Source organism: Actinomadura viridis (assembly GCF_015751755.1).
Classification (GTDB): domain Bacteria; phylum Actinomycetota; class Actinomycetes; order Streptosporangiales; family Streptosporangiaceae; genus Spirillospora; species Spirillospora viridis.
Genome location: NZ_JADOUA010000001.1, coordinates 1381853 through 1403210, shown reverse-complemented (window position 1 = coordinate 1403210; position 21358 = coordinate 1381853). Strand labels below are relative to the sequence as shown.

Sequence of the window (21358 nt, the reverse complement as noted above, 5' to 3'; positions counted from 1 at the left end):
AACCCGGTAGGACATAGCGATGGAGTTCGATTGGACGATGGCGCTGGGCTCGTTCCTGGTGGCCATCGTCGTGGGGCTGACCGGCATGGGCGGCGGCGCGCTGATGACGCCGATGCTGGTGACCTTCTTCGGGGTGAGCCCGCTGGCCGCGGTCTCCAGCGACCTGGTCGCCGCCGCGGTGATGAAGCCGGTCGGCAGCGCGGTGCACTACCGGCGGGGCACGATCGACCTGCGGCTGGTGGGCTGGCTGTGCGCCGGCTCGGTGCCCGCGGCGTTCTGCGGGGTGCTGGTGGCCCGCGCGCTGGGCCACGGCGAGGACGTCCAGGTGATCATCCAGCGGGCGATGGGCGTCGCCCTGCTCATCGCCGCGGGCGGGCTGGTCGTCCGCGGTTACCAGGCGCTGCGGGACAACGCGGCCCGGCGCACCGGCGCGGACCGGCGCACGGTGGAGCGGGGCGCGCCCGCCGCCGCCCGGACCCCCGAGATCACCATCCGCCCGGTGCCGACCGTGCTGGTCGGCGCGGTCGGCGGGCTGGTGGTCGGGATCACCTCGGTCGGTTCCGGATCCCTGATCATCGTGGCACTGCTGGCCCTCTATCCCACGCTGAAGGCCAACCAGCTGGTCGGGACCGACCTGCTCCAGGCGGTGCCGCTGGTGTTCGCCGCCGCGCTGGGGCACCTGCTGTTCGGCGACTTCCGGATGGAGGTCACGGCGGCGCTGCTGGCCGGCTCCATCCCCGGCGTCTATCTCGGCGCGAAGGTCTCCTCCCGGGCGCCGGGCGGGCTGATCCGGAGGATCCTGGCGTTCGTGCTGGTCGCGTCCGCGCTGAAGATGTTCGGCCTGGGCCCGCAGGCGATGGCCTGGGCCCTGGTGGGCCTGGCCGTGGCCGCCGGGGTTTCGTGGGTCGCGCTGCGCCGCCGGTACGGCCTTCCGGTCCTGGCCCGCGCGGGCGATGAGGACTCCCCTGGCGGCGCCTCCGGCGACGGGCCCGGAGGCGGCCCGGGTGGCGGCCCGGGTGGCGGCCCCGGGGACGGCCCGCCCGGGAAAGGCTCGTCCGGGGGCGGCACCGCGCGCGAGCCCGTACGCCAGCCGGGCTGACCGGCGCCGGGGTCAGCCGGTCGCGGGGGCCGTGCTGGTACCGGTCGGCGCGGCGGCCTCGGGCGCCGGAGCGGCGGGGGCCGTCCCGCGCGGCGGGTCGCCGCGCCGGAGCATCCGCCACAGCAGCGCCGCGGAGATCAGGCCGCCGATCCCCAGGCAGTACGGCGCGAGGGCGGCGTTGCCCTCGTCCACCGCCAGCAGCACCGCCAGGACGAGCAGCCCGGTGAGGGCCTCCACGCCCCGGATGGCGAAGACCGTGCGGGAGCGCTTGCGGGCCGTGGCCAGGCTGGCCAGCGGCAGCGTGCAGGCGAAGCAGACGGCGTAGATCCCCCAGCCGGCCAGCGCCGTCCCGTCCACCTCGAACGATCCGCCGGTCACCAGCGGGCCCAGCGGGGCGGCCAGGAGGATGCCGGCCAGGCTCATCACCAGTGCGATGCCCGCCATCAGCGCGCAGGCCCGCACCGCCTGCCGGGCGCGCATCGGCCGGCCCTCCCGCTCGGCCTTGGCGAAGTCGCCGAGCAGGAACCAGCCCGCGCCGTTGACGAAGGTCAGCGCGGGGGCCAGGAGCAGCCGGGCGGCCTCGACGCCCGCCAGCGCGGCGGTGGAGGCGAACGCGACGATCATGATGCGGGCGACCAGCAGCGCGCTCGGCCGGATCGCGGCCTGGATGGAGCGCCACCAGGCGAACCCGAGGACCTCGCGGAAGGCGGTGCCGCGCAGCGGGGCGGGCGCGAACTCCTCGGCCGGCAGCCGCAGCCGGGCCAGCACGAGCGAGCCCGCGCAGCCCGCGCACATCGCGGCGAGCAGGAGCTCCACCGAGGCGCCCGCGCCCAGCGCCAGCGCGCCGCCGAGGGCGGCGAAGGTCACCAGCAGGTAGCAGCAGTCGTTGGCGGCCAGCCGCCAGAACTCCATCCGCGCGGTGAAGATCCGCCGCCCGGTCTCGTTCAGCAGCCACAGCGCGACCAGCAGCGCGAACAGCCCGATCCCGGCCGCGCCGGCCAGGCCCATCGCCACCGCCACCACCGCGCCGACGGTGGCGCCCGCCACGACGGTGCCGGCCACCGAGAGGATCAGCGCACCACGGATCCGGGGCTCGAACCGGTCGTAGACGGTGAGGGTGTCGCCGACGAAGCTGGTCTGCACCGACGTGATCATGACCAGGACGGCGAAGAACAGCGCGTACGCGCCGAAGCCGTCCGCGCCGAGGCTGCGGGCGGCCAGGGCCTGCACGACCAGGCTGCCGCCCGCCGTGACGAACTGGACGGTCACCGCGCCGCCCGCCGACGACAGCAGCCGCCCCAGCTTGCCCCCGAGGCGGCCGGGAAGTCCCTCGCTCACCTGTCGAGGTCGTAACGCATCAGCGAGGAGGAGCCGTCCTTCTTGCCCTTCTCGGCCTCCTTGCTCACGTCCTTGAGGATCGACGCCGCGTCCTTGCCGTTGGTGATGAGCTTGTCCTCGGCGGTACGGGTCGGGTCGCCGCCGAGGTCCTCACCCCACAGCTCCACCGGGAGGTCCTTCTTCGGCCGCTCGTGGTCCTGCGGCCCCTTGGCGTGCGAGCCGCCCTTGGCCCGGCTCCCCCTCGGCGCCGTCCCGGAGCGGGGCGCGGCGCCGTTGCCGGCCACGGGACGTCCGGGCGCGCTCTTGCCCGCCGCCCGGGACGGACGCGAGCCGTTGGCCTCGGTCCGGTCCAGCAGGGACTCGGCGCGGTCCAGCAACGACTCGGTGGACGACGGGGACGGGGCGGACGGCGGGGACGGGACGGACGGCGGGACCGCCGGGGAGGCGGCGCCCGCCACGGGCGGACCCTCCTCGGCCCAGGTCCCCTGGAGCCCGCCGCGGTCCGCGGAGTCGAGCCGGTCGGGACGGTCGGAGCCGGCGTCGGGGGGCGTGTCGCGGCCGGCGCGGCGGGTGCCTCGCCCGCCGCGTTCGGCGGGCCGGGACCGTTCGCCCGAACGGGCCCGGCGCGGCGGGCTCGCCGGGCGGGGCAGCTCGGCGCGGGCGACCGGCGGCTCGACCTCCAGCCGCGGGTCGAGGTCGCCGTGCGGGCCGGGCGGCAGCTCGTCGAGGCCGCCGCCACCGGGCGGCAGGCCGGGGCCGGCGTGGACGGCCGCGGGCGCGCCCTGGCGGCGGCCCGGCGCGGCGGCCCGCAGGAACGCCACCACGCAGGCCACGATCAGGCCGATGGCCAGGCCGATGACGCCGTTGCGGGGCGCCTGGCTGGCCACCTTGGCGGTGGGGTCGGCGGTGTCGACGAACTGGACGCCGTCGTTGGCGTTGGCCCGCGCCGACAGCACGCCGCTCTCCTGCGACTGGAGCTTGGCCAGGTTGGTGGTCAGCAGCCGGTAGGCGCGGGTCCCGGCCGTGGTCAGCTCCATCTGGTCGGTGATCTTCTTCTGCGCCTCCTGCAGGTTGGCCAGCTGCTTGTCCAGCCGGTCGACGTTGGTGCTGACCGTGACCTCCTGGTAGGCCTGCACCACCGCGTTGGCCGCCAGCGCGGCCTCCCGCATGTCCCCGCCGGTGGCGGTCACGATCACCACGCCGCCGTCGGGCTTGCTGGAGGTCTGCACGCGCCCGCGCAGCCCCTCGCCGGACATCGCCGGGCCGCCCTTCTCCTTGACGATCGCGGCGGCGCGGGCCAGCACCGGCGTGGACCCGGCGAACGCGGCCCGCTGCGCGGTGTAGGTGGCGTAGCCCTGACCGGACACCACGCCCATGCGCAGCACGTTGTTGTTGTTGGTCGGGTCGGTGACGGCGAACCGGGCGGTGGCCTGCACGCTGCTGAACATCAGCTGGGTGACCGCCACCGACGCGACGACCGAGACCAGGACGATGATGAGTGACATCAGCCGGAAGCGCCAGACGGCCTCGACGAGGCTGATCTCCGGTGTGGCGGGGGTCTGTGCTGTCATCGGGTGCTCGAAGTCCTCACGGTTCCGGCGTCGGGATCGGTGAGCGCGCGGACGGCCTCCCGCAGCTCCCGGTGGTAGCGGTCCTTGCCGAACCGCCGGGCGGCGTCGGCACGGGCCCGCTTGGCCATGGCCAGGGCGCCGTCCCAGTCGTCCAGCAGCCGCGCGATGCCGCCGGCCAGGGCGGCCGGGTCGTCGGCGGGGACCAGCACGCCGTTCTCACCGTCGGCGACGATCTCCACCAGTCCCTGCGAGGCCGCGGCGACCACCGGACGCCCGGCCAGCATCGCCTCCACCGCGACGTTACCGAACGGCTCCACCCGCGAGGGCACGATCGCCACGTCCGCCTCGGCGAACGAGTCCCAGACCGAGGACCGGAACCCGGCCAGCACGACGCTCCCGTCGCGCAGCGCGTCACCGGCCAGCTCGCGCAGCTCCTGCTCGAACCACTCGTACCCCGGGAAGACGTCGCCGACCAGGGTCAGCGTCGCATCGTACCCGCGCTCGCGCAGCAGCCCGGCCGCCCGCACGGCCACATCGGACCCCTTGCGCGGTGACAGCCGCCCTACCAGGACGATACGGACGGGGCCGGTCGGCACCGCGCGCGGCTCCGTCACCGCGGGCGGCTCGTCCACGCCGTTGTAGATGATCTCACTGCGCCGGCCGGCCGCGCCCAGGGCCGCCGCGCTCGCCCTGCTGTTGACCACGACGGTGCGGGCCAGCCGCAGCGGGGCGGTGAGGGCCGCGCGCACCGGGCCGGGGACGCCGTCCTCGGCCTCGTGGACGTGGCACAGCGCCGGGACGCGGGCGAGCCTGGCCGCCACCAGCCACAGCGGGATGGTGACGGTGTTGACGTAGACGGCCTCGGCTCCGGTGCGGCGCAGCAGCCGCCGCGCCCTGGGCAGGGCGCGCAGCGCCGCCGCCGCCAGCCGCACGAGCCCGAGCGGGCTCATGTACGCCTTGCGCAGCACCGGCACCGGCAGGATCTCGACCTCCGCCCCCGCGTCCCTGAGCACCTGGGACAGCGGCCCGTCGGCCGGGAGCGTCACCACCACCCGGCGGGACGGCACCAGCGCCCGGACGGACTCGACCAGCATCCGGTCGGAACCGTAGAGATCGGGCGATGGATGGGCCAGTACCACCACCGAGCCCGGGTCTCGTTCGCCCACTCTCCCCCTCCTTCTGGCATTCCAGGGCACCCTGGCTACCAGTTTGGCGCAACCCTCAGATTAACTCTGCTTAACCATCAAGACGTCTGACACCCGTTCCGGTTAGCGTTACCGACGAAAAAAGCTCGAATGGGTGAAGCAAAGAGTGAGGCTGGGGGTCACGGTGCGCATCGCCATGGTAGGGACTCGCGGAGTGCCTGCGCGCTACGGGGGTTTCGAGACCGCGGTGGAGGAGATCGGCCGCCGGCTGGCCGAGGCCGGTCACGAGGTGACCGTCTACTGCCGTGGTGAACGTCACCCCGAGCGCGAGTATCTCGGGATGCGGCTGGTGCATCTGCCGGCCGTCAAGAAGAAGGTCGCCGAGACGCTCAGCCACACGGGGCTGTCGGTGCTGCACGCCGCCGGCCGCAGGATCACCCGCCGCGGGCCGGACGTGGCCCTGGTGTTCAACGCCGCGAACGCGCCGCTGCTGCCGGTCCTGCGCACGCTGCGGATCCCGGTGGCCACGCACGTCGACGGGCTGGAGTGGAAGCGCACCAAGTGGAGCGGGTCGGGCCGGCGCTACTACCGGACCGCCGAGAGCCTGGCCGTACGCTGGTCGGACGCGCTGATCGCCGACGCCCGCGGCATCCAGGACTACTACACCGAGCGCTTCGGCGCCGACTCGGTCTTCATCGCCTACGGGGCCCCGATCCTGGCGCGGCCCGACATCGGGAAGCTGGCCGAGGCCGGGTACGCTCCGGGCGAGTACCACCTGGTCGTGGCCCGGTTCGAGCCGGAGAACCACGTGCACCTGGCGGTCGAGGGCTACCGGCGCAGCGGCGCCGTCAAGCCGCTGGTGGTGGTGGGCTCGGCCCCGTACGCCGACGCCTACACCACGCAGGTCAAGGAGCTGGCGGGCGACGACCCGCGGATCCGGTTCCTCGGCGGCGTGTGGGACCAGGACCTGCTGGACGCGCTCTACGCGGGCGCGCTGACCTACCTGCACGGGCACTCGGTCGGCGGCACCAACCCCTCGCTGCTGCGCGCGATGGGCGCCGGGGCCTGCGTGGTGGCCTACGACGTCAACTTCAACCGCGAGGTGCTGGGCGAGGAGGCCGGCCGGTTCTTCGGGGACGTGGAGTCGCTGGCGTACCAGGTGGAGGCGGCCGAGGCCGATCCGGGCGCCGCCGCCGACCGCGGTGAGGCGGCCCGTAAGCGGGCGGCCGAGCACTACGTCTGGGACGACGTCGCCAAGGAGTACGAGAAGCTCTGCGAGGACCTCGCGGCCCGCAGGCGTACCCGCAGGACGGTCCGCCCGAAGAAGTGAGGCGCCCCCGTCCGGCGGGTGGCCACTAGAGGACACCCGCCGGACGGGCAGGCGGCCCGGAGGACGGGCGGCGCCCGGAGGCGGGCGGCGTCGAGGACGGCGACGCGCCCCGGTGATCGATCACCGGGGCGCGTCGTTCGTGAGGGCCGGACGTGCCGGGACCCGGGGTCAGCCGACCGCGTTGGAGGCCGGGCTGGTGACCGCGATGCCGAACGGGTCCTTCACACGGACCTTGTAGGTGTGCTGGCCCGCGGGCATGTTCGGGTCGGTGAACGAGGCGGTCGGCATGCTCCAGAACGTGGAGTCGCGCTTGACCGTCCCGATCGGGGTGGTGCCGTTGTCCCGCAGGATCTCGTAGGTCAGGTTCCTGTTGTCCATGTCCCAGGTGGTCTTCCAGGTGATGGTGACCTGGCGGGACGTGAGGGCCTTGCGGGCGGTCGGCGTGCCGAGGTCGGCCTTGACCGGGCCGGCCTTGTTCGGGGCCTTGGCCTTCACCCCGAACCGCACCAGGCCCTGCTGGTTGGTGCTGTTGACCCGGGGGAACTCACCGCCCATGGCGACGTACTCGGCGTTGCCGGTGACGGCCCAGGCCGCCTGGTACTGGCCGGTGTAGGACCCCATGGCCAGGGTCGGGAACCAGTGCAGCAGGCTCGGGATCGGCTGGTTGCGGTAGTTGCTGTTGCTGCCCGGCGCGGTCTGGTCGCGGCCCGTGGCGTAGCTGGTCTCGGCGAGCGCCCGGTGCCAGGTGGGCGGGTCGGTCTCCGGGAACGCGCCCAGCGAGGAGCAGTCGTGCGCGTGCGACACGCTGTAGATCGACTTGCCCTGGGCGAAGACGCCGTAGCTCGCGCCGTAGCAGTTGTCGAGCCACACCAGGTTGCCGTTGTCGGCCTTGGCCGCGAACCGGCCGTCGAACCACTTGAGTCCTTCGCCGTTGGCCGACCCGTAGACGGTGTCGCCGGAGACGAACAGGTCGGTCACGTACGAGAACCGGGTGCCCTGCCGGGTCGGGATCGGCTGGCTGGTCCAGGTGTCGAGCGCGCCCGTGGAGCCGTTGAACGCGCCGACGCCGACCTTCTTGACGCCGTTCAGCGTCTGGAACTTGCCGCCGACGATCACGCGGGAGCCGCTGATCGCCATGGCGTGGACCTCGTCGTCGTCGGCGGTCGGCCGCCACTTGTCGGAGATCGCGCCGTCGGTCGCCCGCACCACCGCCAGGCGGGTCCGGGACTTGCCGTTGACGTTGAAGAAGTTGCCGCCGAAGAACACCCAGTTGTTGGTGGCCGCGATGGCGCGGACCTTGTTGGACACCTTCGGCGCGAAGCTCGCCACGAGCTTGCCGGTGGCGGTGTCGAACGCGGCGAGCCGGCTGCGCGGCTGGCCGTTCACCGTGGTGAACTCACCGCCGACGTACACCCGCTTGCCGTCGGGCGAGCGGGTGATGCGCAGGCCCTGGCCGTTCAGCGAATGGTTGAAGCTCGTGATCAGCTCCCCGGTCCTGATGTCGAACGCCAGGATGTTGTTCCGGGTCACCTCCTTCGCGCTTCCGGCGGCGGTGCCCGGCGGGCGCGCCTTGGTGAACTTGCCGGTCGCGTACACGGTGTTGCCCACCGTGGTCATGCTCCACACGACGCCGTTGACCTGCCACGTGGGCAGCGGGTCGGCGCTCACCGTCGGCGGCGTGCCCTCCGGCGGAACGGTGTCGGCGACGGCCGTGCCGGCCGGCACCACGGACGCGCCGAGCAGTGCGGCGGAAACGGCGACGGCCGCCGGCCCGCGCCGCCGGCCGGCCCGGCGCGGAAGCGCTTGAGCTCTCACGAATCGGTTCCCCTGCTCATCAGCCCCCGGTGACCCCCACGGTCACTCTGGCCTGCAGATAGTAATGCTTCCGGCGATCGGACTTGTGCCCGTCTTAGGAAAACGTGACCGGTTTCGGCGCCGGGGACTTCATCGTTTCAGGTCAGAGCGTTTCTCGCGGTAGCGAAAAAGAAAACGCCCCGGGGTGTCAACCCCGGGGCGCCTTCGCGCGTCGTCGCCGTCCTATTGGTCAGCCGGTGACGCGGATCGCGGTGAAATCATCCACGGACACTACGAAGGGAGCGTTGGTGGCATTTCCGGCGAGATAGGTTCGTACCCCGACGCCGCCCGCGACCTGGAGCCCGCCGGTGGCGTCGGTGCCGCTCATCTGCCAGTCCGGCTCGGCCGCGCCGTCCGCCCACACCTTGGCCTTCAGCGTGGTCGGCGCGGTGCCGGCGACCTGGAAGCGCAGCCGCAGCCGCTGCCCCGGCGCGTAGGTCAGGCCCGCCACGGTCTGCTCGGCGACCACGGCGGTCTCGGCCTGTGCGGCGTCGGTGCGGCTGAGCTGGAGCGAGACCACCCCGGAAGGCCGCAGCCTGATCCTGGCCCGGTACTCCCCGGCCCCGGAGACGCGGCGTCCCAGGGCCCAGAAGTAGACGCCGTTGCCGGTGCCCTCCTTGTCGGCGGCGACGGTGAGCGAGACGTCGGCGCCCGTCGTGCTGACGCCGCCCAGGTACGCGCCGCCGCTGTTGGTGACGGCGGGCAGCGCGATCCGCCCGGCGCCGCCGGAGACCGACAGGGCCCCCGCCGTGCCGAGCCCCGTCCAGGCCCCGCCGGTGTCGGCGGTGCCGAACCCGCCGGCCACGGTACGGCCGAAGGCGTCGGCGGCGAGGGTCTGGGAGGTGGGCGTGACGGTGTGGGTGATCTCGTCCGTCGCGCCGTCGTCGTCGGTCACCGTGAGCTTGACGGTGCGCTCGCCGGCGGTGGCGTAGGTGTGCGTGGGGTTGGCCCCGGTGCCGGTCTGGCCGTCGCCGAAGTCCCAGGCGTAGCTCGCCACCGTCCCGTCGGCGTCGGCCGACCCGGAGGCGTCGAACGTGCACTGGAGCCACTCGCACGAGGACGTGAACGCGGCCGTGGGCGGCTGGTTGGGCGTGACCGCCCCGGTGCCGACGCCGTGGTGCTCGGTGACCTCCGCGGCGCTCAGCGCGCGCGGGTAGACCGCCACCTCGTCCAGGGTGCCGTTGAGGTGGTCGCTGGACGGCCTGCTCGGCCAGCCGTTGAGGTTGTCGCCGCCCACGCGCCAGTAGCCCGCGTAGCTCTGCGCGCTCTTGACGGTCGCGTCGGCGGCGACCTGCTGGCCGTCCACGTAGAGCTTCATGCCGCCGGAGGAGTCGAGGCTGCCCACGACGTGGTGCCACTGGCCGTTGTTGAGGCCCGTGCCGCTCTGGATCGTCTTGGTGCTGCCCGGGTAGACGCCGAACACGACCCGGCCGTCGTTGGTCATGTAGAGGTGGCGGTCGTAGGAGCTGCTGGCGGCGCCGCTCTGGTTGCCGTACCCCACGAGCTTGCCGCCGCTGGTGCTGGTGGTCTTCACCCAGGCCTCGACGCTGAAGTCGCCCGGGGTGGGCGCGGCGCCGCTGCCCGCGGTGCCGGTGGTGGTGCCGCCGAAGCGCACCGCCTTGTCGGCGTCGCCGGAGATGGCGCCGGCCTGCCCGCGGGTGACGCCCGAGCCGAACGTGAGGTCGTTGACGCCGGCGCTGTCGTACCCGCGCCCGCTGCTCTCGCCGAGGCGCCAGTAGGCGTCCGCGCCGTCACCGGTGACGACCGCCTCGTACGGGCCGCCGGAGGTCCCGGCGCCGGGCGTGGCGGCGTTGGACGACGCGCTGGTCACGGTGTTGCCGAAGGGATCCTTGGCGCGGACCTTGTAGGTGTGGGAGGACCCGGGCGCGGCCGTCGTGTCGAAGAAGGTCACGGTCGGCTGCCGCCAGAAGGTGGAGGGCTTCTGCACGGAGCCGAGCGGGGTGGCGTCGTCGTCGCGGAAGACCTCGTAGGTGAGGTTGGTGTTGTCCATGTCCCAGGTGGAGGTCCACTTCACGCGGACCTTCCCGCCGGGGACGCCCTCGGCGGAGGGGGTGCCGAGGTCGGACGCCTGCGGGCCCTCCTTGTTGGGCGCCTTGTCCTTGAGCGCGAACCGGACCAGCCCCTGCTGCGCCTTGCCGTTCACGCTCGGGAACTCGCCGCCCATGGCGATGTACTCGGAGTTGCCGGTGACGGCCCATGCCGCCTGGTACTGCCCGGTGAACGAGCCCATGGCCAGGGTCGGGAACCAGTGCAGCAGGCTCGGGACGGGCTGCCCGGAGTAGTTGCTGCCCGCTCCCGGGGGCGCCTGGTCGGTGCCGGTCGGGTAGGAGGTCTCCGCCAGCGCCCGGTGCCAGGTCGTCGGGTCGGTCTCGGGGAACGCGCCCAGCGAGGAGCAGTCGTGGGCGTGCGACACGCTGTAGACCGACTGGCCTTGGGCGAAGATGCCGTACGACGCGCCGTAGCAGTTGTCGAGCCACACCAGGTCGCCGGTCTCGGCCTTGGCGGCGAACCGGCCGTCGAACCAGTGCCAGCCCTCGCCGTTCGCCGACGCGTAGACCGTGTCGCCGGAGACGTGCAGGTCGGTGACGTAGGAGTAGCGCGTGCCGTCCCTGGTCGGGATGGGCCGGCTGCTCCAGGGGGCGAGGGCGCCGGTGGTGGCGTCGATCGCGCCGATGCCGACCTTGCTGGTGGCGTTGAGCTGCTGGAACCGCCCGCCGACCAGCACCCGCGCGTTGCCCGGCGCCATCGCCATCGCGAAGACCTCGTCGTCGTCGGCGGTGGGCTTCCAGGTGTCGATGTTGGCGCCGTCGGACGCCCTCACCGCCGCCAGCCGGGTGCGGGACTTGCCGTTGACGTTGAAGAAGTTGCCGCCGAAGTAGACCGTGGAGTCGGTCGCGGCGATGGCGCGGACCTTGTTGGACACCGTGGGCGCGAAGCCGGGGACCAGCGCGCCGGTGGCGGTGTCGAACGCGGCGAGCCGGCTGCGCGGCTGGCCGTCCACCGTGGTGAACTCGCCGCCGACGTACACCCGGCTGCCGTCCGGGGACGCGACGACGCGCAGGCCCTGGCCGTCGAGCTCGTGGTCGAACGAGGTGACCAGGTCTCCGGTCTTGATGTCGAAGGCCAGGAGGTTCTTCCGGTCGACCTCCTGCGCGCTCCCGGCGGCGGTGCCCGGCGGGCGCGCCTTGGTGAAGTTGCCGGTCGCGTACACGGTGTCGCCCACCGTGGCCATGCTCCACACCACGCCGTTGACCTGCCAGGTGGGCAGCGGGTCGGCGCTCACCGTCGGCGGCGTCCCGGCGGGCGGGGCGGTGTCGGCTCCGGCGGGTGCGGGCGGCAGCGCCGCCACGCCGAGCAGCGCGGTGGAGAACGCCGTGACGGTGGCCAGAACGGCCCGCCGGACGGGCGGACGCACGATGGAGAGAACTCTCACCGGATGGATTCCCCCTGTCCATCGACTCCCTGTGACCGCCATGGGACACACAGGGACAAAATAAAGAAGACCCAAGGTAAAGAAGGCAAAGGAAGAGTAACCGAGAGCCTGTCTAAACTGGTGGCCACTATCGGCGCGCTCGGTTTCCCCGCCCACCGGAAGCACCGGCCCCGTACGGTGACCCCGAGTCACGACGGTGCCGCCGCGCTCTTCCAGGAGCCTGGCGGCGTCCCCCAGGAAACGACGATCGAGGAGATATCGGCATGCCCCTTCCGGGATCGCGCCCGGCCCAGTCCCCGCGCTGGGCGGGCCGGGGAACGGCTCCCGCGCTGGTGCTCGCGCCGGTGCTGGCGCTGACGCTGGCGCTGGCGCTGGCGGGCTGCGCGGACGACAAGAAGAAGGCCTCGGGCCCGCCGCCCCCGCCGCCCAGCGAGCAGCCTGAGCAGGTGGTGACCAACGCGCCGGGGTCCAAGGCGTTCGACACCACGACCGGGCTGCGCAAGCCGATCACCTACGAGGACAAGGTGACCGTCGTCGTCAGCGACATCCGCTACGTGCGCAACACGGAGAAGGGGCCCGGCGAGATGACCGGCAAGCTCCTGACGATCTTCACGCTGAAGTTCACCAACGGGTCGGCGCAGCCGCTCGACCTGAACAAGGTGAAGGTGGTGGCCCGCTACGGCAGCGGCCGCACCCAGGCCAGCCCCACCTCGTACGCCAACCTCAACGACTTCTACGGCACGGTCGCCCCAGGCCGGAGCCGGTCGGCGTCCTACGCCTTCGACCTGCCCCGGAGCGGCTACGGGTCGGTCGTCCTGGGCGTGAACTTCGACGAGAAGCGCAAGACGGCGGTGTTCGCGGGCTCGCTCAAGCAGTGAGCCGGCACGGGAGCGCGGGTCCGCGGGTGTCGTGGAGGTAATGGTGTCGGAACGACCAGACCAGGTCGGTTATGTCGGTGCACCCGTAAGCTCCGTTTAGGTACGTTCGGCTCAGAGCGTCGTCCCCCCGGGGGTAGAGGGGTCCACCGCATGTCGTCACGCACCACACGCCGGGCGTCGGCCGTCAGGGTCCTGGCCCTGCCCGCCGTCGTCGCCGTCGGCCTGCTGGCCTGGCAGTTCCCCCGGGGCGAGGGCGGGCTTCCCGCGCCCGACCCCGTCAACGCGACCGGCCCGCCCGGCGCCAGCTCGATGGGGGCGACCGACTACAAGATCCCCAAGGGTGCCGTCGTGGTCTCCCCCTCGGGGGACGACTCGGCCCCGGGGACGGCCGGCAGGCCGCTGCGCACCCTGGGCGAGGCCATCGCCAAGGCGCGCGACGGCGCCACGATCGTGCTGCGCGCCGGGACGTACCACGAGTCGGTCACCGTGCCGGAGGGTAAGCGGCTCACCATCCAGGCGCATCCGGGCGAGGCGGTCTGGTTCGACGGGAGCGAGCGCGTCGCCGGGTGGACGGCCGAGGGCGGCGCCTGGGTCAGGAAGGACTGGACGGCCTCGTTCGACGCCAGCCCGACCTACACCGCGGGCGCGGCGGCCAGCGACGATCCCGACTTCCAGTTCGTCGACCCGGCCCACCCGATGGCCGCCCACCCCGACCAGGTGTGGATCGACGGCACCGCGCAGCGGCAGGTCGGCTCGCGCGGGCAGGTCAAGCGCGGCACCTTCTACGTCGACAAGGGCGCCCGGCGGCTCTACCTCGGCTCCGACCCGGGGGGCCGGGAGGTGCGCGCCAGCACGCTGGCCGAGGCGATCACCGTGCGCGGCGACCGCTCGGTGCTGCGCGGGATCGGGGTGCGCCGGTACGCCACGTCGCTGCCGCAGCTCGGCAGCGTCAAGATCGTCGCCGCCGACGTGACGGTGGAGAACGTGGCCGTCACCGACTCGGCCACGACCGGGCTGAGCGTGCTCGGCCCGCACGCCCGCGTCCGGCGTTTCACCGCCACCCGCAACGGGATGCTCGGCATCCACGCCAACCACGCCGACGACCTGCGGATCGAGCTGGTGCGCGCCACCCGCAACAATCTGGAGAGGTTCAAGCCGGCCCCGGTGTCGGGCGGCATCAAGATCACCCGGTCCCGGACCGTCACGGTGACCACCAGCCTGCTCGCCGACAACCTGGGCAAGGGCCTGTGGCTGGACGAGTCGGTGCACGACAGCACGGTCACCGGCAACCGGATCGTCCGCAACCTCGGCCACGGCATCGTGCTGGAGCTGGGCGCCAAGGCGGTGATCGCGGGCAACCTGGTCCGCGACGGCGGCGGCGACGCCATCAAGATCAACAACAGTTCCGGGGTCGAGATCTGGAACAACACGCTGACCGGAAACGGCCGCACGATCCATCTCGTCCAGGACCCGCGGAGCCCCGACGACCCCCGCACGCCCGGCCGCGACCCGCGCCGCCCGTACCCGGACCCCACCATGACGTGGCGGCTCGGGCAGATCACGGTGGCCAACAACACGCTGGCCAACGCCCGGGACGACGCGCCCTGCCTGCTGTGCGTGGAGGATCACACCCGGCGGCGCGCGGCCTCCGCGATGGAGATCACCGTCAACGGCGACATCTACGTCCGCCCCGACTCCGGCTCGCCGCGCCGCCTGGTCGTCTGGGCGCGCGGCAAGGGCGACCCGTACACCTTCACCGACCTGGACGACTTCCGTTCGGCCACCCGCCAGGAGGCGCGCGGGACGGCCTACGACGACCCGGATGCCGCGGGCCCGGACGGCGCGCTCGGCGGCTCGGTGGCCGCCGCCGCCCACGCTGCGGCCCTCCCCCTCCCCGAACGCCTCGCCAAGCTGCTCGGCCACCCGGCCGGGACCCGCCACATGGGCGCCTGGGACCTCCGCGCCGACTGAGGGCTCTGTTTTCCCAGTCCCGGCCTACGGCGCTCGCCTGGCGGCTCGCGCCTCACCGGGCCTTGGCGAGCGCGACATCGCTTCGCGATCTGCCCGCCGGCGCTCGCCTCCGGCATCGCCCCACCGGGCAGGCAGCGCGCTCGCGCGGTGGCTGAGGCCAGACAGGCCCTGGGTGTGCTGCCCCGGGGTGCGGCGGGCGGCCTTATCCTGGGTCTCGATTTCACCGCCAGGAGCCCTTCATGACCCCCAGGGGCCAGTTCCCGCGCCCGACCCTCCTCCCACGCCGCCGCCCGCCCGTGCGGTCCGCCGGCTGGTGGGCCGTCGTGCTGCCGCTGGCCCTCATGCTGGCCAGCGACTACAAGCTGCGCAGCCGCGAGGTGGACCAGTCCGTGGGCGGCAGCGCCGACCTGACCGTGCTGGTGGAGATCGCGATCTACGGGTTCGCGGCGCTCTACCTCTACTACCGGTTCGGGCTGCGGCCCCCGTCCCGCCCCACGACCGGGCTGCTGCTGGCGGCCTGGGGCTTCGCCGCGTACGTGGCGATGTCCGCGCTCTGGTCGCCGTACCCGGCGCTGGGCGTCGTGCGCGGCGTCCAGTTGCTGATCACCATGTCGGTGGCGTACGTGCTGGCGACCCGCGCGGAACCGCGCGATCTGCACCGGCTGGCGCACGCCTTCATCGCGATCGTGCTGGCGTCGATCGCGATCGGGGTCGCCCATCCGTTCCCCCGCACCTCGCGCACCGAGGACCGGTTCAACTGGCTCTTCGTGCACCCCGTGATCGCCGCCGTCTACCTGGCGGTGGCGGTGCTGCTGACCGCGAGCTACCTGATCCGCATCGAGACGCCCGAGCACCGGCTCTGGCATCCCGCCGTCTACTTCGGGGCCCTGGGGGTGCTCTCGGGCGCGCTGGTGGCCACCGGCACCCGGGGCGCGGCTGCCGGGTGCGCGGCCGGGATGCTGGTGCTGCTGGCCACCTCGCGCGGCCCCCGCGGGCGGGTGGACGTGGTGGTGATGGGCGCCGCAGTCGCGGCGCTGGCCGTGCTGGCGTTCTCCGACAAGATCCTGGCCTTCGTGGCGCGGGGCGAGACGGCCGAGAAGCTGGCCTCCCTCAACTCCCGCACCGAACTGTGGGCGCTGGCCATGCGCGCCTACGCGGAGTCGCCCGTCTACGGACGCGGGCTGGGCGCGTCCCGGGGGCTCTTCCTGGAGGACATCGGCCTGGGCGGCGGGCACAACGCGTTCGTCAACGCCCTGGTGGACAACGGCACCGTCGGCGCGGCCGTCTTCGCCGTCCTGCTGCTGACGCTGGCCTTCGTGCTGCTCCTGATGGCCCGCCACCGGCGCCTGCGCACCGACGCGGGCCTGCTGCTGGGCCTCCTGGCCTTCTTCCTGGTCGACAGCGTGACCACCGAGGGGCTGGCGGCGCCCGCCAACGTCTCGGGGATCTGGCTGCTGATCATGGTCGCGTGGGCGGAGGTGCTGCGCCGTCAAGGGGGCGATCCGGTTCCGGCCGCCGCCGTACGGCCTGAGCACACCGGCCAAGCCATAAGCTAACCCGCGTGGACTCCCTGACCATCGAAGGCGCCTACGTCTTCACTCCGCGCGTGCACGGCGACGAGCGAGGCTCGTTCCACGAGTGGTTCCACCAGGACGTCCAGCAGAAGACGGGCCACACCTTCGGGCTGGCCCAGGCCAACTGCTCGGTGTCCTCCCGCGGGGTGCTGCGCGGGGTCCACTTCGCCGACGTCCCGCCGGGCCAGGCCAAGTACGTCACCTGCGTCCGCGGGGCGATCATGGACGTGATCGTCGACCTGCGCGTCGGCTCGCCCACCTTCGGGCGGCACGAGGCCGTCCGGCTTGATCCGGACAACCGCCGCTGCCTCTTCATCGCCGAGGGCCTGGGCCACGCGTTCCTGGCCCTGACCGATGACACGATGGTCATCTACCTCTGCTCGGAGCCCTACACGCCCCAGCGCGAGCACGGGGTCCATCCGCTGGACCCCGAGCTGGGCATCGCCTGGCCGTCGGACATGGAGTTCGTCATCTCCGCCAAGGACGCGGCCTCCCCGTCCCTCGCCGAGGCCAGGGAGTCCGGGCTCCTGCCGGGTTACCGGGAGTGCCTCGACTTCTACGCCCGGCCCTGAGCGACCCTGGGCACGGCCGACCCTGGGCACAGTCGGCCCTGGGCACGGGCGGCCCGCCCCCCGCGTCAGGTGCGTTCCGGCGGCCAGACCTGGACGACGGTCGCGGCGATCGCCTCCAGCTCCTCCCGGGTGGCGCCGTCCCGTGCCTGCTGTGACAGTCCCTGGAGAACGGCCGCGCTGAGCCGTGCGAGCAGGCGCGGGTCGGTGTCCTCGGGCAGGATCCCCGCTTCGACGTCCGCCCTGACCTTGTGCTCGATGAGGTCGACGTTGGCGTTGCGCAGCCGCCGCAGGTACCCCTCCACCTCGGCGGAGGCGGGGGTGCAGTTGGTGGCCGCGCTGATGACCATGCAGCCCCGGGGACGGCCGGGCCGGGTGTACTCGGCCGCGGCCTCGCGCAGCAGCCGTTCCATCGCCCGCCGCGCGGTGGGCTCCTCCTCCAGGGCGCGGGCCATGAACCCGCCGTACCTCTCCCTGTAGTCGTCCACCACCTCCTGGAACAGCGCACGCTTGCCCCCGAACGCGGCGTAGAGGCTCGGCGCGCCGATCCCCATGGCCCGGGTCAGGTCGGACACCGAGGTCGCGTCGTAGCCGTGCTCCCAGAACAACCGGGTGGCCTGCTCCAGGGCCGCCTCCCGGTCGAACGAACGGGGCCGCCCGCGCTGCTTCGTCGCCATGCCCCGATTTTATAGCGCTCGTTAGAGAATGTGCTACGGTCACTTTTCATAGCGATCACTACAGAAAGGTGGCTTCAGCATGGGCGTGCTGGACGGCAAGACGGCCCTGGTCACCGGCGGGAGCCGGGGCATCGGGCGGGCGATCGCGCTGCGGCTGGCACGGGACGGCGCGCGGGTCGCGGTGCACTACGGCTCGAACGCGGCGGCGGCCGGGGAGACCGTGGCCGCGATCGAGGCCGGAGGCGGCCGGGCCTTCGCCCTCGGCACCGAACTGGGCGTGCCCGGGGACGCCAGGGCCCTGTGGGCGGCCTTCGACGAACGGGCGGACGGCCTGGACATCCTGGTCAACAACGCCGCTACCGGGCTCTACGGCCGCATCCACGAGGTCACCGAGGACGACTTCGACCGGGCGTTCGCGGTCAACGCCAAGGCACCGTTCTTCATCATCAAGCACGGCCTGGAACGCCTCCGGGACGGCGGGCGGATCATCAACGTCTCGTCCGGGGTGACCCGGATCGCCTTCCCGACGACCACGGCGTACTCGATGACCAAGGGGGCCCTGGAGGTGCTGACCCACACCCTCGCCCTCGAGCTGGGCGCCCGCGGGATCACCGTCAACACGGTCTCCCCCGGCATCGTCGACACGGAGATGAACGGCTGGCTGGCCGATCCCGCGGCGCGGCGGGAGGCGGAGGGCTACTCCACGTTCGGCCGCGTCGGGGAACCCGCCGACATCGCCGACGTCGTGGCGTTCGCCGCGTCACCGGACGCGCGCTGGGTCACCGGCCAGAACCTCGACGCGACCGGCGGCTCGTGCCTCGGCGCGGCGCTGTCAGCGGCCGGCTGAGGCCGCCGCGAGGCGTCAGCGGAGGGAGGGCCAGGCGGCGCGCAGGGCGTCCCGCCAGTCGCGCATGGGCTCCAGCCCGGCGGCGGCCCAGCGCTCGTGCCCGAGGACGCTGTTGGCGGGGCGCGGTGCGGGCGTGGGGAACTCGGCGGTGGTGACGGGCCGGACCCGGCCGGGATCCAGGCCGAGCAGGGTGAAGACCTCCCGGGCCAGGCCGTACCAGCTCGTCCGTCCCGCGTTGGTGCCGTGGTAGACGCCGAACGGGGCCCCCGAACGCACCAGGGCGATGATCCGGTCGGCCAGGTCCCCCGTCCAGGTGGGCTGGCCGACCTGGTCGTCGACGACGGACACGGTGTCGCGCTCGGCGGCCAGGCGCGCCATCGTGCGGACGAAGCTGGGACCGTGCGCCCCGTACAGCCAGGCGGTGCGCACGATGTAGGAGTCCGCCCCGGCCGCCGCGCGCTCCCCGGCGAGCTTGGTGCGCCCGTAGGCGTTGAGCGGGGCGGTCGGGGCGTCCTCCGCGTACGGACCCGTGCCGCGGCCGTCGAACACGTAGTCGGTGGACACCTGGACGAGCGTGGCGCCCGTCTCGCCGCAGGCCGCGGCCAGGGCCTCCACCGCCGTGCCGTTGACCGCCAGCGCGGCCTCCTCGGCGCTCTCCGCGGCGTCCACCGCCGTCCACGCGGCGCAGTTGACGACCGTCGCCGGGCGGTGCCGCCGCACGGCCGCGCGGACCGCCTCGGGGTCGCCTATGTCCAGCTCGGCCCGGGTCAGGGCGACCGCGCCGTCCAGGCGCGCGACGAGATCGGTGCCGAGCATCCCCCCGGCACCGGTGACGAGCCAGGTCACCGCAGGTCCTCCGCGCGCTTCTTGAGCGGCTCCCACCAGGAGCGGTTGTCCTCGTACCAGCGGACCGTCCCGGCCAGGCCCTCCTCGAAGGAGATCCGCGGGGCGTAGCCGAGGGCGCGCAGCTTGGCGTCGTCCAGCGAGTAGCGGCGGTCGTGGCCCTTGCGGTCGGCCACCCGCTCCACCCGGTCCCAGCCGGCGCCGAGGGCGTCCAGGAGCCGCCGGGTGAGCTCCAGGTTGGTCAGCTCGGCGGTGCCCGCGATGTGGTAGACCTCACCGGGCCCGCCGCGCTCGGCGACCAGCTGGATCCCCCGGCAGTGGTCGTCCACGTGGATCCAGTCGCGGACGTTGCCGCCGTCGCCGTAGAGCGGCACCGCCCGCCCGTCGAGCAGGTGGGTGACGAACAGCGGGATGACCTTCTCGGGGTACTGGTACGGGCCGTAGTTGTTGCCGCAGCGCGTGATGCTGACCGGCAGGCCGTGGGTACGGGCGTACGCGCGGGCGATCATGTCGCCGCCCGCCTTGGCCGCCGAGTACGGCGAGTTGGGCGCCAGCGGCGCCGACTCGTCCCAGGAACCGGTGTCGATGCTGCCGTACACCTCGTCGGTGGAGACCTGGACGACCCGGGGCGTACCGGCGTCCAGGCACGCCTGCATCAGCGCCTGCACCCCCTGCACGTTGGTGCGGACGAACTCCCCGGCGCCGGTGATCGACCGGTCGACGTGCGACTCGGCGGCGAAGTTGATCACGACGTCGTGGCCCGGCACCAGGTGCGCCAGCAGCTCGGTGTTGCAGATGTCGCCGTGCACGAACGCGAAGCCGCCCTCGACCGGCTCCAGGTTGGTCAGGTTGCCCGCGTAGGTGAGGCGGTCGAGCACCGTGACCTCGGCGCCGGCCCAGGCCGGGTAGGCGCCGCCGACCAGGGCGCGCACGTAGTGCGAGCCGATGAACCCGGCCCCGCCGGTGACCAGGACCCTCACTTGCTGATCTGCACTTTGCTGTGGTCTCCCAACACGAGACGGTGGGCCTTCGGAACGCGGGGCGCCGGGGTCACCTCGGCCTCCCGGCCGATCAGCGAGCGCTCGATCCGGCCCACCCCGTCGATGGACGCGCCGCGCAGCACGATGGAGTACTCGATCTCGCTGTCGATCACCGAGCAGTCGCGGTCGACCGAGGTGAACGGGCCGACGTAGGAGTCGCGGACGACCGAGCCGGCGCCGACGACGACCGGCCCGACGATCCGGGACCCGGCGACGGTCGCGCCCGCCTCGACCACCACCCGGCCGATCAGCTCGCTGGCCTCGTCGACGTCGCCCTCCACCGAGTGCTCGACGCTCTCCAGGACCAGCCGGTTGACCTCCAGCATGTCGGTGACGTTGCCGGTGTCCTTCCAGTAGCCGGAGATCACCGTGGACTCCACCCGGTGACCGGCGTCGATCATCCCCTGGACGGCGTCGGTGATCTCCAGCTCGCCCCGCCAGGACGGCTTGAGCCCGGCCACCACGTCGTGCACGGCCGGGGTGAACAGGTAGACCCCGACCAGCGCCATGTCGCTCTTGGGACGCGCCGGCTTCTCCTCCAGCGCCACCACCCGGCCGGCGGCGTCCAGCTCGGCCACGCCGAACTCGCGGGGGTCGGAGACCTTCGTGAGCATGATCAGGGCCTGCGGGCGCTCCCGCCGGAACCGCTCGATCAGCCCGGTGATGCCGCCGACGATGAAGTTGTCGCCCAGGTACATGACGAAGTCGTCGTCGCCGAGGTACTCCCGGGCGATCAGCACGGCGTGCGACAGCCCGCGCGGCGCGTCCTGCCGCAGGTAGGTGACCTCCAGGCCGAACGCCGACCCGTCGCCGACGGCCCGCTGGATCTCGGCCGCGGTGTCGCCCACCACGATGCCGACCTCGCGGATGCCGGCGTCACGGATCGCCTCCAGGCCGTAGAACAGCACCGGCTTGTTGGCGACCGGCACCAGCTGCTTGGCGGACGTGTGGGTGATCGGCCGCAGCCGGGACCCGGCCCCGCCCGCCAGCACGAGCGCCTTCACGCGGCGCCCCGGGCGGTGGGGACCGTGGGGACGGACGGGTTCAACGAAGCTCCAGGGGGACGGTTGACGTCGGGTTTCTCCATCGACAGTACGACCACCCGGGGAGTGGCCGGGACCGGTGCTGTGACCGGCTCCGGCCGTGCGTTGTCACCGTCCCGTGAATC

General features: G+C 73.1%; 16 protein-coding genes. 7 read left to right on the top strand and 9 right to left on the bottom strand.

Annotation, left to right across the window (positions count from 1 at the left end; genetic code table 11):
• The first annotated feature begins 19 nt into the window (after window positions 1-19).
• A complete protein-coding gene (locus tag IW256_RS06115; RefSeq protein ID WP_197010023.1) occupies window positions 20-1099 on the top strand; it encodes a sulfite exporter TauE/SafE family protein in 1080 nt (359 codons plus the stop codon).
• Between the two features lie 12 nt (window positions 1100-1111).
• On the opposite strand, the gene IW256_RS06110 is transcribed toward IW256_RS06115, so the two are convergent.
• From IW256_RS06110 to IW256_RS06100, 3 genes are read right to left on the bottom strand one after another with little or no spacing between them, the layout of a single operon-like run.
• Entirely contained in the window at window positions 1112-2437 is a 1326-nt protein-coding gene (locus IW256_RS06110) for a lipopolysaccharide biosynthesis protein (protein ID WP_197010022.1), read from the bottom strand.
• Complete coding sequence (locus tag IW256_RS06105) at window positions 2434-4008, bottom strand: hypothetical protein (RefSeq protein WP_197010021.1); 1575 nt, start codon at window positions 4006-4008, stop codon at window positions 2434-2436. The genes IW256_RS06110 and IW256_RS06105 overlap by 4 nt, the downstream gene beginning before the upstream one ends.
• A complete protein-coding gene (locus IW256_RS06100; protein ID WP_307828752.1) occupies window positions 4005-5174 on the bottom strand; it encodes a glycosyltransferase family 4 protein in 1170 nt (389 codons plus the stop codon). Before IW256_RS06100 ends, IW256_RS06105 begins: the two co-directional genes overlap by 4 nt.
• Before the next feature lie 193 nt (window positions 5175-5367).
• Between IW256_RS06100 and IW256_RS06095 the strand changes: the two genes are divergently transcribed.
• Window positions 5368-6483: a DUF1972 domain-containing protein gene (locus tag IW256_RS06095; protein ID WP_197010020.1), complete on the top strand. Its 1116-nt coding sequence runs from the start codon at window positions 5368-5370 to the stop codon at window positions 6481-6483.
• 168 nt (window positions 6484-6651) lie between these two features.
• On the opposite strand, the gene IW256_RS06090 is transcribed toward IW256_RS06095, so the two are convergent.
• Together IW256_RS06090 and IW256_RS42665 are read right to left on the bottom strand one after the other, a co-directional pair.
• Window positions 6652-8298 carry a YncE family protein gene (locus IW256_RS06090; protein ID WP_197010019.1) on the bottom strand — a complete coding sequence of 549 codons (1647 nt, stop codon included), beginning with the start codon at window positions 8296-8298 and terminating at the stop codon, window positions 6652-6654.
• Window positions 8299-8527: 229 nt separating this feature from the next.
• The gene (locus IW256_RS42665; protein WP_307828751.1) at window positions 8528-11791 is read right to left on the bottom strand and encodes a LamG-like jellyroll fold domain-containing protein; all 3264 of its coding nucleotides are present in this window, start codon (window positions 11789-11791) and stop codon (window positions 8528-8530) included.
• A 263-nt stretch (window positions 11792-12054) separates the two neighbouring features.
• Here IW256_RS42665 and IW256_RS06080 point away from each other — a divergent pair, with 263 nt between their 5' ends.
• The 4 genes from IW256_RS06080 to rfbC all read left to right on the top strand — a co-directional run bounded on the left by IW256_RS06080 (window position 12055) and on the right by rfbC (window position 16786).
• The gene (locus IW256_RS06080) at window positions 12055-12669 is read left to right on the top strand and encodes a hypothetical protein (protein ID WP_197010018.1); all 615 of its coding nucleotides are present in this window, start codon (window positions 12055-12057) and stop codon (window positions 12667-12669) included.
• A gap of 150 nt (window positions 12670-12819) precedes the next feature.
• Window positions 12820-14640, top strand: coding sequence for a right-handed parallel beta-helix repeat-containing protein (locus tag IW256_RS06075; protein ID WP_197010017.1), 1821 nt, complete (start codon window positions 12820-12822; stop codon window positions 14638-14640).
• A gap of 239 nt (window positions 14641-14879) precedes the next feature.
• Window positions 14880-16196, top strand: a complete 1317-nt coding sequence (locus IW256_RS06070) for an O-antigen ligase family protein (RefSeq protein ID WP_197010016.1) — start codon at window positions 14880-14882, stop codon at window positions 16194-16196.
• A 5-nt stretch (window positions 16197-16201) separates the two neighbouring features.
• Window positions 16202-16786: a dTDP-4-dehydrorhamnose 3,5-epimerase gene (gene rfbC / locus IW256_RS06065; protein ID WP_197010015.1), complete on the top strand. Its 585-nt coding sequence runs from the start codon at window positions 16202-16204 to the stop codon at window positions 16784-16786.
• Between the two features lie 65 nt (window positions 16787-16851).
• Here rfbC and IW256_RS06060 read toward each other — a convergent pair whose 3' ends face one another.
• A complete protein-coding gene (locus IW256_RS06060) occupies window positions 16852-17460 on the bottom strand; it encodes a TetR/AcrR family transcriptional regulator (protein WP_197010014.1) in 609 nt (202 codons plus the stop codon).
• 79 nt (window positions 17461-17539) lie between these two features.
• Between IW256_RS06060 and IW256_RS06055 the strand changes: the two genes are divergently transcribed.
• Window positions 17540-18307, top strand: a complete 768-nt coding sequence (locus IW256_RS06055; protein WP_197010013.1) for an SDR family oxidoreductase — start codon at window positions 17540-17542, stop codon at window positions 18305-18307.
• 15 nt (window positions 18308-18322) lie between these two features.
• On the opposite strand, the gene rfbD is transcribed toward IW256_RS06055, so the two are convergent.
• The 3 genes from rfbD to IW256_RS06040 are packed head-to-tail and all read right to left on the bottom strand — an operon-like array spanning window position 18323 to window position 21194.
• Window positions 18323-19153 carry a dTDP-4-dehydrorhamnose reductase gene (gene rfbD / locus IW256_RS06050; protein WP_197010012.1) on the bottom strand — a complete coding sequence of 277 codons (831 nt, stop codon included), beginning with the start codon at window positions 19151-19153 and terminating at the stop codon, window positions 18323-18325.
• Window positions 19150-20130: a dTDP-glucose 4,6-dehydratase gene (gene rfbB, locus IW256_RS06045; protein WP_197010011.1), complete on the bottom strand. Its 981-nt coding sequence runs from the start codon at window positions 20128-20130 to the stop codon at window positions 19150-19152. Before rfbB ends, rfbD begins: the two co-directional genes overlap by 4 nt.
• Window positions 20127-21194 carry a glucose-1-phosphate thymidylyltransferase gene (locus IW256_RS06040; RefSeq protein WP_197010010.1) on the bottom strand — a complete coding sequence of 356 codons (1068 nt, stop codon included), beginning with the start codon at window positions 21192-21194 and terminating at the stop codon, window positions 20127-20129. The genes rfbB and IW256_RS06040 overlap by 4 nt, the downstream gene beginning before the upstream one ends.
• Between the last annotated feature and the right edge of the window lie 164 nt (window positions 21195-21358).